General features: G+C 69.4%; 12 protein-coding genes. 7 read left to right on the top strand and 5 right to left on the bottom strand.

All coding sequences use genetic code 11. From position 1 onward, the window contains the following. Positions 1–3: 3 nt before the first annotated feature. The 5 genes from ACLB9X_RS21475 to eccE form a co-directional block, all read right to left on the bottom strand. Positions 4–1899: an ABC transporter substrate-binding protein gene (locus ACLB9X_RS21475; protein WP_410362001.1), complete on the bottom strand. Its 1896-nt coding sequence runs from the start codon at positions 1897–1899 to the stop codon at positions 4–6. A gap of 199 nt (positions 1900–2098) precedes the next feature. Next, a complete protein-coding gene (locus ACLB9X_RS21470) occupies positions 2099–4822 on the bottom strand; it encodes an SCO5717 family growth-regulating ATPase (RefSeq protein ID WP_410362000.1) in 2724 nt (907 codons plus the stop codon). Positions 4823–5255: 433 nt separating this feature from the next. Next, positions 5256–5489 carry a DUF397 domain-containing protein gene (locus ACLB9X_RS21465; protein ID WP_410361999.1) on the bottom strand — a complete coding sequence of 78 codons (234 nt, stop codon included), beginning with the start codon at positions 5487–5489 and terminating at the stop codon, positions 5256–5258. Between the two features lie 276 nt (positions 5490–5765). Beyond that, the gene (locus ACLB9X_RS21460; protein WP_410361998.1) at positions 5766–6482 is read right to left on the bottom strand and encodes a hypothetical protein; all 717 of its coding nucleotides are present in this window, start codon (positions 6480–6482) and stop codon (positions 5766–5768) included. Next, positions 6482–7816 (bottom strand): type VII secretion protein EccE, encoded by a 1335-nt coding sequence (gene eccE / locus ACLB9X_RS21455; RefSeq protein ID WP_410361997.1) that lies wholly within the window; start codon positions 7814–7816, stop codon positions 6482–6484. Before eccE ends, ACLB9X_RS21460 begins: the two co-directional genes overlap by 1 nt. A 180-nt stretch (positions 7817–7996) precedes the next feature. Between eccE and eccB the strand changes: the two genes are divergently transcribed. The 7 genes from eccB to ACLB9X_RS21420 all read left to right on the top strand — a co-directional run bounded on the left by eccB (position 7997) and on the right by ACLB9X_RS21420 (position 15332). After that, entirely contained in the window at positions 7997–9523 is a 1527-nt protein-coding gene (eccB, locus tag ACLB9X_RS21450; protein WP_410361996.1) for a type VII secretion protein EccB, read from the top strand. Positions 9524–9537: 14 nt separating this feature from the next. Continuing rightward, a complete protein-coding gene (gene mycP, locus ACLB9X_RS21445; RefSeq protein ID WP_410361995.1) occupies positions 9538–10779 on the top strand; it encodes a type VII secretion-associated serine protease mycosin in 1242 nt (413 codons plus the stop codon). 193 nt (positions 10780–10972) lie between these two features. Next, the gene (locus ACLB9X_RS21440) at positions 10973–11458 is read left to right on the top strand and encodes a hypothetical protein (RefSeq protein ID WP_410361994.1); all 486 of its coding nucleotides are present in this window, start codon (positions 10973–10975) and stop codon (positions 11456–11458) included. After that, positions 11455–13191: a hypothetical protein gene (locus ACLB9X_RS21435; RefSeq protein ID WP_410361993.1), complete on the top strand. Its 1737-nt coding sequence runs from the start codon at positions 11455–11457 to the stop codon at positions 13189–13191. The genes ACLB9X_RS21440 and ACLB9X_RS21435 overlap by 4 nt, the downstream gene beginning before the upstream one ends. Before the next feature lie 25 nt (positions 13192–13216). Then, positions 13217–14485, top strand: coding sequence for a S8 family serine peptidase (locus ACLB9X_RS21430; protein WP_410361992.1), 1269 nt, complete (start codon positions 13217–13219; stop codon positions 14483–14485). A 121-nt stretch (positions 14486–14606) separates the two neighbouring features. Further along, positions 14607–14960: a WXG100 family type VII secretion target gene (locus tag ACLB9X_RS21425; RefSeq protein WP_410361991.1), complete on the top strand. Its 354-nt coding sequence runs from the start codon at positions 14607–14609 to the stop codon at positions 14958–14960. A 69-nt stretch (positions 14961–15029) separates the two neighbouring features. Next, entirely contained in the window at positions 15030–15332 is a 303-nt protein-coding gene (locus ACLB9X_RS21420) for a WXG100 family type VII secretion target (protein WP_410361990.1), read from the top strand. The last annotated feature ends 227 nt before the right edge of the window (positions 15333–15559 follow it).

Raw genomic sequence — 15559 nt, 5'->3', positions numbered from 1 at the left:
CGTCTATTCACGGTCTTCCGCGGTGGAACGGCGCCGCATCGCGACGAAGAGCCCGAGAGCGACGGCCAGCACGACGACCGCGCCGACGCCGATCACGACACCTGTCGAGGAGCCGCTCCGGGAGTCACCACCGTCATCGCTCGCCGGCTCGGCCGACCACCAACTCCAGTAGCCGTCCTGGCCGTAGATGTTGCCTGCGGCCTCGGGCATCGTCTTGATGGACTTGATCTGGTCGGTACGGTACGCCTCGACCGCGTTCGGATACGCGAGGACATTCATGTATCCCGTGTCGTACAGCCGCGACTGCATCAGCCGGACCAGGTCCGCGCGCCTGGCGGGGTCGTACTCGGCGGCCTGCTGGGCGTACAGCTCGTCGAACTGCTTGTCGCAGATGAAGTTGTCGGTCGCGCCGGTGTCCTTGGGCGTGGCGGGCAGCGCGGCGCAGGTGTGGATCGACAGGACGAAGTCCGGGTCGGGATTGACGGACCAGCCGTCGAAGGCCAGGTCGTAGTCGCCCTTGAGCCAGGGGTCGGAGACGTTGTCGAGGCACTCGACCTTCAGGCCGATGCCCAGCTCGCCCCACCACTCCTGGAGATACTTGCCGATCGCCTTGTCGTTCGGGTCGGTGGCGTGGCACAGGATGCGGAAGTCGAGCGGCTTGCCGTCCTTGCCGGTGCGCTTGCCGGCGGCGTTCTTCCGGTAGCCGGCGTCGTCCAGCAGCTTCGCCGCGCGCGCCGGGTCGTAGTCGATCTTCTGGCCGGCCTCGGGCTGCCAGAAGTACGCGGAGAAGCGCGGCGGGATGTAGCCCTCGCCCTCGACGGCGTGGCCCTGGAAGACCTTGTCGACGATCGTCTTGCGGTCGGTCGCGTGGAACAGCGCCCTGCGCACGGTCGGGTCGAGCAGCGCCTTGTGTCCGGTGCCGAACGTCCGGCCGTCCTTGGACCGCGCGCCCGGGTTGGTCGCCAGGGCGAAGAAGCGGCGGCCCGGGGCGTCGTTGACCTTGATGTCGGGCGTGCTCTTCAGCGCGGCGGCCTGCGCCGGGGTCAGGCCCTGGACGAAGGACACCTCGCCCTTCTGCAACGCGGCGACGGCGGCGTCACCGTCCTTGTAGTACTTGAAGACCAGCTCGTCGAACTTCGGAGCACCCCGCCAGAAGTCCTTGTTCGGACGGAGCTTCACATACTGGTCGACCTTGAAGTCCGTGATGACGAACGGGCCGTTGCCGACGATGGGGAACTGCTGGTCGTTGTTGAACTTCGAGAAGTCCCCGACCTTCTCCCAGACGTGCTTCGGCACGATCGGCACGTCCAGCGCCGTCATGGTGGCCTGCGGCTTCTTCAGCCGGATGACGAGGGTCCTCGGGTCGGGCGCGGTGACCTTCTCGAAGTTGGCCGTGAAGCTGCCGTTGGCGGTGGCGGCGTTCTCGTCCGTCATCATCTTGTTGAACGTCCAGGCCGCGTCCTCCGCGGTGGCCTGCCTGCCGTCCGACCACTTCGAGTCGTCACGGATGGTGTACGTCCACGTGAGCTTGTCCGCGGACGGCTTCCACGCGGTGGCGAAACCGGGGACGGTCCGGCCGTCCTTGGGGTCGTAGTTCGTCAGGTACTCGTAGGCCAGCCGGTGGATCGAGGTGCTCACGAGCCGCGCGGCGAGGAACGGACTCAGGGAGTCCACGCTCTGCGAGACGGCGACGGTCAGGACCTGCTTGCCGTCCTTGCCGTCCTCCTCACCGGCGGCCTTCGACAGGGCCGGCGCGAGAGCGCGGCTCTCCGGCTGCGCGTGGGCGTACGGAACGACCGCGCCGGACATCACCAGCGCGGAGGCGGCGGCGCCCGCGGCGAGGACCAGGCGGTTGCGGGGGCGTTGCCGGGCGGAGCGGGATGGAGCCTTTGTGACCATGGACGGTGACCTCGCGTCATGAGTCGCTCGGAAAAGGCGGGTTGGTGATCATGGGTTCGCCAGCTGGTGAAGCGAAGGTTTATCAGGGTGGTCATGCCGCGTCAACGGTGGCTCAAACCCCTTGTGGGCTGCGGGAATACGCCGAGGGCCCGCACCGGCGAGTCGGTGCGGGCCCTCATTGGTCGAGACCTCTGTCGCGCTACTGCTGAGGGGCTGGCGGTGCCTGGGGCGGCTGCTGCTGCGGCCATCCGGCCGGCGGCACCGGCGCCTGCGGATGGGGCTGACCGGGAACGCCCGGCTGACCCGGAACGCCGGGTGTGCCGGGGTGTCCGGCCCCGGCGGGCGGCGGCCCGGCCGGCGTCGCGGGGGACTGCGCCTGCGACGGCGGCGACTGCTGCTGGCCCTGCGGCGGGTACCCCTGCTGCGGGCCGCCGTAGGGCGGCTGCGGCTGCTGGGGGTGGTGCGGCTGCGGCGGGTAGGGCTGGCCGGGCATCGGCTGACCGGGGACGCCCTGCCACTGCGGCTGCCCCTGGCCCTGGTGGCCGGGCATCGGCGGCGCGGCCTGCGGCGGCGGGTTGCTGCCGTCGGCCGTCCACAGGCCCTGCTGCTGCTGGGCCCGCACGAAGTCCTCGGCGATCAGCGCCGAGAGGTTGAAGTACGCCTCGCGCGTCTTCGGGCGCATCATGTCGAGGTCGACCTCGGCGCCGGCGGCCAGGTGCTCGTCGAAGGGCACCACGACCACACCGCGGCAGCGCGTCTGGAAGTGCGCCACGATGTCGTCGACCTTGATCATCTTTCCGGTCTCGCGCACCCCGGAGATGACGGTCACCGAACGCTGCACCAGCTCCGCGTACCCGTGCGCCGACAGCCAGTCCAGCGTCGTCGACGCACTGCTCGCACCGTCGACGGACGGCGTCGAAATGATGATCAGCTGGTCGGCGAGGTCCAGCACTCCGCGCATCGCGCTGTAGAGGAGACCGGTGCCCGAGTCCGTGAGGATGATCGGGTACTGCCTGCCGAGCACGTCGATCGCGCGCCGGTAGTCCTCGTCGTTGAACGTCGTGGAGACGGCCGGGTCCACGTCGTTGGCGATGATCTCCAGCCCGGACGGGGCCTGCGAGGTGAACCGGCGGATGTCCATGTACGAGTTGAGGTACGGGATCGCCTGGACCAGGTCACGGATGGTGGCCCCGGTCTCACGGCGCACCCGCCGCCCGAGCGTGCCGGCGTCGGGGTTGGCGTCGATCGCGAGGATCTTGTCCTGGCGCTCGGTGGCCAGGGTCGCGCCGAGCGCGGTGGTCGTCGTGGTCTTGCCGACGCCGCCCTTGAGGCTGATGACCGCGATCCGGTAGCAGGAGAGCACCGGCGTACGGATCAGGTCCAGCTTGCGCTGGCGCTCCGCCTCCTCCTTCTTGCCGCCGATCTTGAAACGGGCGGCGTTGGAGGGGTTACGGCTCGACTTGGGCTTCTGCCGGTTGTTGCGCAGCAGCCGGTCGGAGGAGAGCTCGACAGCGGCCGTGTACCCGAGGGGAGCGCCGGGCACGGACCGCTCGCGCTGATCGTGCGTGACGGGAGTGGGCCAGGCGCCACCGGTACGCGGGTCGACGGGCGCGCCGGGAGGCTGGGACACGGGTGCCTGGGGAGGCTGCTGTCCCGGGTGGCCGGGCTGTGCCTGCTGCCCCGGGGGCGGAACAGGCAGGGGGGCGTTGGGCGCGGGCTGGCCGGGGTGTCCGGACTGTGGGGCCTGGGGAAAGCCGTAACCGCCCTGTGGGGTAGGGGCGTTGGGAGCTGGCTGGGGCTGCGGCTGGGCGGGCTGCGGGGCCTGGGGGGCTTGCGGGAAGCCGTAACCGCCCTGGGGACCCGGAGCCTGGGGCGGGAGGGGCTGACCCGCTTGCGGGGCCTGCGGGAAGCCGTAGCCGCCCGGCGCGGGCGGAGTGTTGGGGGCGGGCTGGGCCTGCGGCTGCTGGGCCTGCTGCCCGGGCTGCGGGAAGCCGTAGCCGCCGGGCTGCCCGGGCGCGGGCGTGGGCCAGGGCGCCGACTGGTCGGCGGTCGGCGCCGTCCACTGCTGGGCGGGCGCCGGTGTGGCGGGCTGGTACGCGGGCGGCAGCGGCGGCAGTTCGCCCTGCGGCGCGGCGGCGGCCGGCGTGGGCGCCCACGGCTGGGCCGCGGCGGCGGGCGGGGCGTCCTGCGGAACGGCGTCCTGGACGTCGTCGGCAGCGGCCTCGCCGTCCGCCGGTGCCTCCCCGCCTGCCGCAGTGCGGGCAGCGTCGTCGGCCGGGGTGCCGTCCGAGGCGTCCGCCGGCTCCGCGGGGTCGTCGTCCGTGCCGGCGACGGCGACGGGAGGATCGACGGGCTCGCCCGCTCCGGTGTCGCCCGCGGTCTCGGCGGTGCCGTCGGCGGCCTGGGCGTCCTCCGAGCCCTCGGAGCCCTCGGAGTCCTGAGCCTCCTTGGCGGCGGCCAGTTCGGCCATCTCGCGCTTGAGCGCGGCGGCGGAGAAGCGCATGGTGGCGCCGCTCTCCAGATCGCCGCCCCCGAAGGACTGCGACGAGGCGTCGTCCGCCGCGGGCGCGACCGCGGCGGCAGGCTGCGCCTGCTCGGCCGGAGCGGGAGTCGAAGCGGGAGCAGGAGCAGGGGCGGGGCCGGGCTCCTGGGCCGCGGGCGGGGCGGGCGGCGCCGGTGTCCAGTTCGGCTCGAAACCGCTGCCCGTGGGCAGCCCCGGCACGGCGACCGGAGCACCCTGCGGCGGAGGCGGGGTGTGCTGACCGGTGCTCCCGCCCGAGGTGTCGCCCGACGCGTTCTGCGTGTACCAGGCAGGCGGGGTGTAGTCGATGGTGAACTCACCCGTCAGCTCGGCGGGCTCCGCGTCGGACTCGTCGACGGGAAGGTTCCAGCCCCCGTGGATGTCGTCCCGATCGCCGTTCACTTTGCCTCCTGGTGTGGTCGAGCACCCTTGTGCCGTCGTGGGCGGGGGCCACCGTTGACTTCCGATCGGCCCGGCTCTCCCCCTGGGGACGCGCTCAACCCCGAGGGTTCTTCTGCCGCGCCCTGACCCACCCTAATCGCCAACAAGACCACTCCGTCAGGCCCGCCCGCCCCCGGCCGCTGTCCGGTGCGTCACGCCCTGCCCGCATGTGACGCCGGTACGCCGGAGCGTGAAGAACCTCATGGGGCAAACCAGTACAACTGCACCGAGATCCGGGGCCGCTCAGTCCATCCGCCGGGCGCTGCCCAACAATCCGGTCTCGGCGTCGGTGGCCTGCGTCATGACGAACCGGCGGTCCCGCGAATCCCTGCCCGGTCGTCGCGAGCCGCCGGCTGGTGTGAGGAGGTCGAAGCCCCGACGAGGAACGAATGCCTCAGCGAAGATCGAACTCGCCGTCCCGCGCACCGAGCACGAACGCGCGCCACTCCGCCTCGGTGTACCGGAGAACCGTGTCCGGACACAGGGAGGAACGCATGGCGACGGCACCGCCCGGGAGGTGTGCGATCTCGACCCGTTCCTCGTCCGGACTGGTGCCGGGAGGGCCCTGCCATTCGACGTCGGAGATGTCCAGTGCGTACAGTTCGTCCTTCTCCTGCGCGCTCCCCATCAGGCTTCCTTTCGCTACAGCCGACTTCCGGCAGCCGGGTGAACGGCCCAAGTGCCTCGTGGCGCCGAGTAGTTCGGCGTCGCTCTCCGTCACCATGAAACATCCTAGGCCAGCAGGCCGGACGTGGTGAGCGAGTTCCCGGACCCTGCAACCGTGACCTGGGACCCCTGCAACCGTGATCCGAAACCCTGCCCCGTGAGGTGACGCGGACGCCGGCCCGGGCGGTTCACAGGCGTCTGCAGGAACATTCACCCTCTCCGGACCGGCGCGACGGGCTCAGTCCATCCGGCGGGCCACACCGAGCAGGCCGGACTCGGCGTCCGTCGCGCTCGTCATGACCCAGTGCCGTTCACGTCCGGCGCACCAGAGCGTGACGCCGTCCGCCAGCGTCGGCAGAGCGTCGACCTCGCCCTGGGCGAGCCCCAGGATGTGCCCGATCTGCTGTGCCTCCTGCGGCGACACCCGCTGGACGCCGACCAGCGTCGCGGTCCGCAGCAACCGCGGGGCCACCGGGCTCAGATACGGCAGAAGGGTCAGTACCGACTGCCACGGCGACGACACGACGCGCCCCCGCGGCGGCCGCATGCCGCAGTCGCGCACCACCACGACGGGGCTGCCGACGGTCGCACCCATCGGAGGCACGCGCCCCACGTCGTGCAGTGTGATGCACTCCAGGCCCGCGCCGGCCGCCTGGGCCAGCACGCTCCACTCCCGTGCGCGTCCGGTCTCCACGGCCACCCTCGCGCCCGTACCCGCCGCGCGGAGCGCCAGCACCTGCGCGGTCCACAGGCCGCCGATCAGCAGCACCTCGTAGGGGGTCGAGCGATGGAGGCCCACCATCTGCGGACGCCCCTCGGCGTCGTCCCCGATGACCACCCCGTCGTCGCCCACGGGGAGGGAGAGGGCGCCGAGGTGATCGGCGGTCATGGTGTGCCCCGCGTGACGGGGGCCGATCAGGCCCCGCAGGCCCTTGGACATTCCCGTGCGCCCCATCACCGAGCACCTCCCAGCGGCATCGTCGCCAGTACGCCCGGCAGTTGTTCACGGTCGAGCCGCAGCAGGCCGACCTTCGCGGTCCGCGCCGCCTGCTCCAAACTCCTGCGCACACCGACCAGTTCCGTGTCGGAACCGCCGGTGATCCGCACATGACCCCCGATGTCCATCGTGCCCTGACGCGCACCGCGCCGGACGGTGAGACTGAAGGTGGTGGCGTACGCGGGGACGGCGGTGAGCAGCGAGACCAGCTTGGGCAGCGGCGTCGCGCCCCGGCCGAGCTCGGGCCAGCGGCCGACCGCGTAGGTCGTGTGCCAGCGGTCGTCGCACCGCCACACCCGGGAGGTCTCCGTGGTGCGCCGCTGCGGAGCGGTGTCGGGCCGGCCCGCACGCGCCGCCGCCCGTGGGCTCGCACACGCCGCGGTCGCCATGGTGGAGTTGAGCTCCTCCTGGTCCAGCACGACGGCCTGGAATCCGGCGCCGGTGATCCGGCTGGCGACATGGTCCGCCACCCGGACCAGGCAGCGCTGGGCGCCCTCGAAGCCGCCGCCGCGAGCCGCCACGGCCTCCGGGCACAGCTCGGGGTCCAGCTTCACCGCCACCCAGGTCATCCGCAGGGCGGGCGCGCCCGTCTTCTCCTGCAGCGGCGCGTACGAGAGCCGGGCGACCGACTGCTGCGGGAGGTGCGGCGCGGGTGCGGCGCGGACCTGCTGCACCAGTTGCACCGACTCGGCCCGGATGTCGTCGACAGCCAGGGCGTCGCCCAGCAGTGACAGCGGCAGGGCGCGGGCGCCGAATGCCGGCCGCAGTGCAGACCCGCTGGCCTCGACGCGCACCACGGCCGTCAGGAAGCTCCCGTCGCCGAGCATGCCGACGGTGCGGCGGCTCCGGTCGACGTACGGCGACGGGCGCAGGCCCGGGACGCCCTCGGCGATCGGGGCGAGGGATGCATCGGTCTCGTGCGCGGCCGACGCGGTGTTGCGCCTGCGTGCACGCAACGCCTGAGCAGTCGACAGCCAGTCCTGGAGGGCGTGTCCGCGGCGGCGGATCACGGCGAGCAGTACGAGCGCACCCGCCACGACGCAGGTGGGCACGAGCCAGAGGCCGCCGAGGGCCAGACCCACGGCGACGAGGGCCAGCGCCGACTCCACGAGGACCAGCTGCCTCAGCTGCAGCGGGCCGACCCGGCTCGTGCGGGACAGAGGGCGCAGAGTCGTTGTTGCCGGGACACCCCGGACACCCTGCCCTCCGGGCGCGTTGCTGCGTTGCCGTCGGGAAGTGTCAGGCGCCTGACCGGTGGCCCGCCCGTTCCGCGCACGCGTCGCCGTACCCATCGCCGCGTTGCCCCCTCGTGTCCGTAATAGCCAAATTCTCATGGGCGTTGACCGGGCGATCACCCTACCTGAGCAGTGGGACGCGAGCGCCAGGAGGCATAGTAGGGGCGGCACGGCGTCAGGCCGCCCCGCGCGGGTGTGGGAACCTGGTCGCCCAGCGGGGAGAGGGACTGCGTACAGATGGCATCACGACGGGACGAACTGAACGCCTACACCTTCGCGAAGCGAAGGCTGATTGCACAGTTCGTGCAGCCGAATGCGACCGGCTCGGAGGAAGGCGCGCCACGGCCCCTGCGTGCTGTGCTCCCCGGAGCCATCATCGGCGTGGTGATCCTGGCGATCTTCGGCGCCTGGGGGATGTTCAAGCCGGTCGCCCCCAAGGACTGGGACAAGCCCGGCGAGAACGTGATCATCGCCAGTAAGTCGACGACTCGTTATGTTGTGCTCAAGACCGGCAAGAAAGTCCAGTTGCACCCGGTTCTTAACATGTCGTCGGCCAAGCTCCTGCTCAACCCGGACAAGGGCAAGGTCATCAACGTCGACGAGTCGGTCCTCGACAGCGGCAAGATCCCGCACGGCGCCACGCTGGGCATCCCGTACGCGCCCGACCGCCTGCCCGACAGCAAGGAAGCCAGTGCGGCCAAGCGCTGGGCCGTGTGCGAACGGCCGGGCGAGGGCGGCCGGGCGATCCAGAAGGCGGCGTTCGTCTTCGCCGAGCGTGAGGCGAAGAACACGGAAGGCGCGAACCGACTGACGGGCGGCGAACTGCTCTACGTCGAAGGCCCCGACAAGACCCGCTACGTGGTCGACGCGTCGGGCACGGCGTACCGCGTGGAGAAGAACGAACTACTGCTGCGCCAGCTCGTCGGCGAGGGCCGTGCGGCGCAGCGGGTGTCCGAGGCGTGGCTCGCCACCCTGCACAAGGGCGACACCATCACCTTCCCGACCGTCCCCGGGCAGGTCAACACCCCTGCCAACATCCCCGGTGAACTCGACCCCCAGGTCAACAAGGTCGGCATGGTCCTGTCCGCCACGAGCGGCACGAAGAAGCAGATGTACGTCGTCCTGCAGGGACGGGTCGCCCCCGTGTCGGACTTCACCGCCAAACTGCTGCTCAACAGCCGGCAGCTCGTCGACCTCGGCCAGGCCGGCGAGGCGACCGCGGTCAGCGGCGGCGCCTTCCAGCCGGGCCGGGCGTTCGGCCAGGACAAGAAGTGGCCGCAAGCGGCACCGGTGCCCGTGAACGAGGCGAGCACGTCCGAAGGCAGCCGCAACACGGTGTGCAACGTCCTGCGATCGGTGGATGCCGACAACGGGACGACCACACTGAGCACCTGGGCCGGTACCGACTTCCCGGCCACCCTCCCCACGGGATCCAGCAGCGCCTACGTCACCCCCGGATCGGGCCAGCTGTTCCGGCAGTTCAAGGGTTCGACGACCGGCAGCGGCTTCCTCTTCCTCGTGACCGACACCGGGCTGCGCTACGCGATGCAGTCCAACGGCGACAGCGCCACCGACGACTCCGGCATCGGCTCCTCCGGTTCGGCGGAGGAGACGCAGGCGCGCCAGGCGGAAGCACAACAGGCCCAGAACCGGCTCGGTTACAAGGGTGTCGACCCGCGGCCCATCCCCGCGGAGTGGTCGACGTTCCTGCCCACCGGGCCGCGTCTGTCGACCGGGGCCGCGCGGCAGCCCCAGGGCTCGTGAGGGCCGGTACGAAGATGACGAACACCAGCCGGCGCCTGCTGACCGTCGCGGCCGCCACCGCGCTCACGGTCGTCGGCCTGCCGATGACCACCGCGGCGGCGGACAGTACCCAGTGCACCTTCCCCGGTAAGACGTACGAAGGCCGACCCTGGGCGCTCCAGCGCGTCCTGCTCGACGAGCTGTGGAAGCAGTCCACCGGCAAGGGGGTGCGGGTGGCCGTCATCGACACGGGGGTCGACGTCAAGAACCCGCAGCTGACGAAAGCCGTGGACACGAAGAGCGGCGTGAACCTGATCCCGAAGGACGCCAAGGACTCGGGCGGCAACAAGCTCGAGCGCGGCAAGGAGAACGGCACCACGGACACGGTGGGCCACGGCACCAAGGTCGCCGGCATCATCGCCGCCCGCCCCGCCAAGGGCACCGGTTTCGTGGGGCTCGCCCCCGAGGCCACGATCATTCCCGTGCAGCAGAACGACGCGGACGGCAACGGCACCGCCGAAACCCTGGCCCAGGCGATCCGGCACGCGATCGACGAGAAGGCCGACGTCATCAACATCTCGCAGGACACGGCCGACGCCGTGGCACCGGCCCCGGCGCTCAAGCAGGCGATCGACGCCGCCCTGGCGCAGGAGATCGTCGTCGTCGCCTCGGCGGGCAACGACGGGCTGGGCGGCAACGTCAAGCGCACCTATCCCGCCTCGTACGACGGCGTGCTCGCCGTCGCCTCGTCGGACCGCAACAACGAGCGGGCCCAGTTCTCCCAGTCCGGCGACTTCGTGGGGGTGGCCGCTCCGGGTGTCGACATGGTCTCCACCGTGCCGGGCGGCGGCCACTGCGCCGACACCGGCACGAGCTTCTCCGCGCCGTACGTCGCCGGTCTGGCCGCCCTGGTCAAGGCCAAGCACGGCGACTGGACCCAGGAGCAGATCGTCGCCCAGATCCAGCAGACGGCGGAACGCTCGATCGCCGGTCATGACCGCCTCGTCGGCTGGGGAGTGGTCGACCCGGTCCGTGCCCTGACCGAAGACGACAAGCCGATCGAGAAGCCGGTCGCCCACGAGGGCGTGACCCGCGCGGAGGCCCCGACCCCGGCCGAACTCCCCCTGGGCGAGACGCCGGACCAGCGCAACGCGCGACTGGCGACGTATGTGTTGGTCGGCGGAGGAGTGGCGGTCGCGGCGATCGCGGGCTCGGCGGTGGCACTCCGCGACTCCCGCCGCAGGAGCCGACGGGTCGCGCGGGGGGCGGCGGGCTGACACTGCGTAGCAGTACGGGGCCGGTGCGGTGACGATTGCAGGCGCACACGACGCGGTCCGGAGACTGTTGAAGTCTCGTGACGGATAAGACACTTGGCCTGTCATGCCTGGTGGTTAGAGTGGTATCCGATGCAATCGGCGGATGACGAGTCACGACGATCGCACCGCGGACAGCTGAAGCAAACGGGGAGGAATGGGCATCGTGCTTCCGGCAGAAGATGGGGGCGGCTCGGGGGCCAGGGGTGACCTCGAGCGCGGCGTAGGGGCACTGAAGCGGTTTCAGAAGCGGGTGACCACACTGCTGACCGCGTTCGAGGAGGGGGCGGCGGGCAAGACCAAGGTGTCGGCCCAGACGATTTCGCCCGCGTCGCTGACCAGCGGTGGATCCAAGGAGTTCGCGGAAGCGTACGGGCTCTACACCCAGTACGAGCGTGTCCATCAGTCGCTCGTCTCACTGTCTCAGTCCCTCGGTGACCAGATCGAGATGCTCAACATCGCTGTGCATGCCTCGGACGTCGGCTTCGACAACGTGGACGAGGACACGAGGCGCCGGTTCGCGGAGATCAAGGCCCGGGTCGACGAGCGGTACGCGGCAGACGAAAAGCGTGAGAAGCACGACGACAAGACGCATACGCCGGGCTCTAACGACAACACTTCAGACGGCGGGAATTACCGATGACCGAGAATGCGCCGGAGCTGAGCCCCAAGGAACAACACGAGCAGGACCTGACGCGCGTCAAGGTGCAGCTCGGGATCACCGACGTAACCAGGATCGTCACGTCGGTCTGGGACTCGAGCGGGGTGTACGCGCGCAGCGACTTCGAAGGCAAGCAGCTCAACGACCTGATCAAACTCGTCGAGAACACCAACCCGGCGGACCTGGAAAACGCGGGCACCGCCCTGTGGAACGCACGCGATGCGCTCAGGGACGCCGCGCGGGAGTTGCAGGCCTACGTCGACAAGGTGGACTGGCAGGGTGAATCCGGGGAGGAGTTCCGGTCCTTTGGACGGGCACTCGCCGGACACGCACGAGAGCTTGCCGCGTTTGCCGACGTTGCCGGCACGCAGATCACCGTTGCCGGCACTGGTCTTGCCTCTGTGAAGATGCCGCCGCGTGACGACCGGGCGGTCAAGCGGAAGCCTGGCGAGATTCCGCCGGAGGAGCGTGCCGCCAACAAGGCGGAGTACGACAAGGCCGTGCAGGTCGAGAAGGACCGACAGGAAGCCATCAACCAGATGTACAAACTGGCTTCGTACTACGCGGTGTCGGAGCAGAATCTGGCGGCGGCGGAGACACCGAAGTTCGAGCGGGCGCTCAAGGCGCATGTGCCGGCTCCAGAAACGGGTGGCCGCAGGGTTCCACAGAGCGACAGCCCGGCCTATGCCGATTCGGTCGAAAGGGCAGCGAGGGAGAACACGTCGGAACGGTCGGTACCCCAGGGGACCGACGGTTCATCGCGCAAGGAGTCCATCGGCACCGTGGGCACGCCGCCGCCGAGTACGTCCGTGCAGATCGACAGCGTCACACTCCAGCACCCGCCGACCACTACTCCATCTGCCCCCCCACCGGTGTCGCCCACCACGGGACCGTCTCCTTCTCCGACAGTCCCCCTGCCTCCCGTGACCGGTATGCCTCCCGGGCGGGAAATGACGTCGCGTGCGGTGGGCAAGCCCGGTCAAGCGCGAACGACCGGTCCGAGTGGGCCCCCGGTGGGCAGGGCGGATATGTCCCGAACCAATCCTGTGACAGGGCGCCCGGGGCCTGCAGACCGCCAGGCGGGCCAGCCTCCGATGGGTCGCACAGCCGGTCAGCCTCCCATGGGCCGTACAGCTGGTCAGCCACCGATGGGCCGCACAGGGGCGACGGGCCCCATCACCTCGACAGGCAAGGGCCCGGGCCCTGTCACAGGCCGCACCGGCGGCCCCCCGCCTATGGCCGGCCGAGCCGACACCGGAAAGTCGACAGGACCCTCCCGTGCTGGACGGGCAGACGGCATCTTTGGTGGCAAGCCGCAGCAGACTGCGAACAAGACGTCCGGCACCCGGATCCCCCAGGGGAAGGTGATTGGTGCCGATTCGACACCTGCGGGTCGCACTTCGGGTGGCCGGATCGGTCAGCAGGGTGTCATCGGGGCGACCACGGCGAATCCCGAATCCCGCCCTGGAGCCCGGGTCACCGCTGGGCCGAACGGAGTTGTTGGTACACCTCGTGCCGACGGGACCGGATCCCGCCCCGGTGCTGGTGGCTTCACGCAGGGCGGCTCGGGGCTCGTGAGGCGAGCGAAGGGGCACGACAAGCCCGAGAGCGAGGAGCAGGAGCGTACTGATTCGTCGCGTCCAGAGTTCCTGACGGAAGACGAAGAGGCCTGGCAGGCACGGCGCCGCAATGCCGTTCCTCCGGTCATCGAATAGGCACACGGAAGGTTCGGAAGCCAGGATGGGGTCAGTGATGGGCCAGGCAGGGAAGCGCGGTGTGTCTCGTGCCTTGCGACGAGGCGTTGTGTGCACGGTAGCTGCGGCCGGTGTCTGGTTCGCCGGCCCAACGGGTGCTGCCCTGGCCGCAACTGCAGAGGATGTCCAGGCGAAGCAGTGGTACCTGGAAGCGATGTACGCGGAGGAGCTGTGGCAAGTCTCCACCGGTAAGGGCATCAAGGTCGCAGTCATCGACACAGGGGTCAACCCGGACGTGCCATCCCTGAAGGGACAGGTGCTGAAGGGGCTTGACGCGACAGAGGCCGACGGCGAGGAAACAGACGACTACACGGGGCATGGGACGACCATGGCCGAATTGATTGTCGGAACAGGAAAAGGCGGAGGCTTGCGGGGAGTTGCTCCAGGCGCTCAGGTCATCCCCTTTCGTGTTTCGGACTCCGACTTTCAGAACAAGCACAAGGTAAACGGCCAGGATCAGGCTGACGCGATCCGTGCTGCGGCTGACAGCGACGCGCAGATCATCAGTATGTCCTTCGGGAGCCCATACTCGGACATGGCCACCCGGCAAGCCACGAAATACGCGCACAGCAAGGGTAAGCTGTTCTTTGCCAGTGCCGGAAACAACGCCAAAGAAAGCAATGCTCCCGAATATCCGGCTGGATATCCCGACGTAGTCGGCGTTGCCTCCGCTGATCAAAAGGGTACGGTCTCCGATTACTCCCAGCACGGCGACAACATCGACCTCGCTGCCCCGGGCAACGACATCCCCGGCTGGTGCGACTCGACGTTCACCAAGTACTGCGACGGGGATGGTGGCACGAGTTCGGCCACAGCCATCGCTTCCGCATCCGCCGCACTCATCTGGTCCCAGCACCCTGACTGGACCGCCAACCAGGTTCTTCGCGCGATGTTCGACACAGCAAGCCGTGACTGGGCGAAGGGTACCCGGAGTGTCTACCTCGGCCACGGTCTCATCCGCCCCGGCCAGATCATCCTGGACAAGAAGGGCGACCCCGGAGCACCCGACGTCAGCCCGCTCACCAATGAGAAGACCGGGGGCGACATCCCAGCCACCGGTGCCCCTTCCTCTTCTGCACCAGCTTCGTCACAAGCCCCCCAGGACAAGCCGGACTCCGCCGTTCCCGTGGCAGGCTCCAGTTCAGAGTCCTCGGGCGACAGCAGTCTGCCCGGATGGGCAATCGGAGCCATCGCCGCCGCGGTGGTGATCGGGGGCGGGGCCTTCGCTGCCGTACGGAAGCGTCGCAGCGCCTGACCCAACGGCCGGGCTCGAAGGCCCGCCCGTTCAGACATTCACCTCAAGTCAGGCTTCACCTCATACCCGGTGAAGCGCAACCCAGCGGGTCACAACAGTAGTTCAGAAGGGAAACGCAACCGTGTCACAGGGCCAGCGGCTTTCAGATCAGCAAGTCATTCAGCTCGAGAAGCAGCTGTTTGAGAAGTTCAACTCGATCAAGGGCCAGCTGCAGCAGATTCAGGGCACGATCGACAGCCTTGAGGGCCAGTGGAAGGGTATCGGTGCCGGTGCCTTCAACACGAAGCAGCAGGAGATCAACACCTCGATGGTGCGTCTCGGCAACATCCTTGCGAAGTTCCTCGAGGCGATGAGCACCTCGCGGAAGATCAAGGACGGCACGGAAGACGACGTCCGGGCTGCTGTGCAGGCCATCAACGTCGATCTCGGTGTCGGCACCAGTGCCGCTCCGAAGTCGGGCCTCAGCGGTCTCTAGAACCACTGGGCGCACCCGATCTCGGCACGTGCGATGCCGAACGACCACAACACGTGAGATGAGGGAATCATGGGCATGAACTCGGGAGACGAACTCGTCGTCAAGTACGACGGTCTCGACATGGCGGCGACCACGCTTGGCAACCAGGCCAAGAAGCTCGAAGAGGACCTGCGGGAGATCAAGACCGCCATGGCCACTGTCGCCGCCGGCTGGGAGGGCGAGGCGCACACCGCCTACGTCCAGGAGCAGGTGAAGTGGGACAAGGAAGCCGCGGACATCCACCGGGCTCTCATGCAGATCGGCAAGGTCGTTGCGCAGGCAGGCGGCGACTACATGGGTGGAGACAAGAAGGCCGCCAGCTACTTCGCCTGAGCGACGCTAAGGCAGTACGCAGCCACAAGGGGTGGGCACGCGCGAGGGGTGCCCACCCCCCTGCATGTCTCATGTTCACCCCCAAGCTCAGGTTCCACGCTGCGTCAGCAGGCCCACATCGCCTCCTGATGGAGCACGACTGGGGAACGTTCAGAAGTCAGGATGACGTCAGGAATGATGACGGCGCGAGGGTTTCGATGGCGGCGGTTGGCCAGCACCGTGACGGT

It is taken from the genome of Streptomyces sp. 5K101, assembly GCF_046506645.1.
GTDB lineage: Bacteria > Actinomycetota > Actinomycetes > Streptomycetales > Streptomycetaceae > Streptomyces.
The sequence above is the reverse complement of the archived record's forward strand: the minus strand, read 5'-3'. Positions and strand labels throughout refer to the sequence as shown.

Excerpts from the sequence above, each read along its gene's own strand:
- ACLB9X_RS21475 (WP_410362001.1), bottom strand. The coding sequence starts at position 1,899 with ATGGTCACAAAGGCTCCATCCCGCTCCGCCCGGCAACGCCCCCGCAAC.
- ACLB9X_RS21465 (WP_410361999.1), bottom strand. The coding sequence starts at position 5,489 with ATGGGGAGCGCGCAGGAGAAGGACGAACTGTACGCACTGGACATCTCC.
- ACLB9X_RS21460 (WP_410361998.1), bottom strand. The coding sequence starts at position 6,482 with ATGGGGCGCACGGGAATGTCCAAGGGCCTGCGGGGCCTGATCGGCCCC.
- eccE (WP_410361997.1), bottom strand. The coding sequence starts at position 7,816 with ATGGGTACGGCGACGCGTGCGCGGAACGGGCGGGCCACCGGTCAGGCG.
- eccB (WP_410361996.1), top strand. The coding sequence starts at position 7,997 with ATGGCATCACGACGGGACGAACTGAACGCCTACACCTTCGCGAAGCGA.
- mycP (WP_410361995.1), top strand. The coding sequence starts at position 9,538 with ATGACGAACACCAGCCGGCGCCTGCTGACCGTCGCGGCCGCCACCGCG.
- ACLB9X_RS21440 (WP_410361994.1), top strand. The coding sequence starts at position 10,973 with ATGGGCATCGTGCTTCCGGCAGAAGATGGGGGCGGCTCGGGGGCCAGG.
- ACLB9X_RS21435 (WP_410361993.1), top strand. The coding sequence starts at position 11,455 with ATGACCGAGAATGCGCCGGAGCTGAGCCCCAAGGAACAACACGAGCAG.
- ACLB9X_RS21430 (WP_410361992.1), top strand. The coding sequence starts at position 13,217 with ATGGGGTCAGTGATGGGCCAGGCAGGGAAGCGCGGTGTGTCTCGTGCC.
- ACLB9X_RS21420 (WP_410361990.1), top strand. The coding sequence starts at position 15,030 with ATGGGCATGAACTCGGGAGACGAACTCGTCGTCAAGTACGACGGTCTC.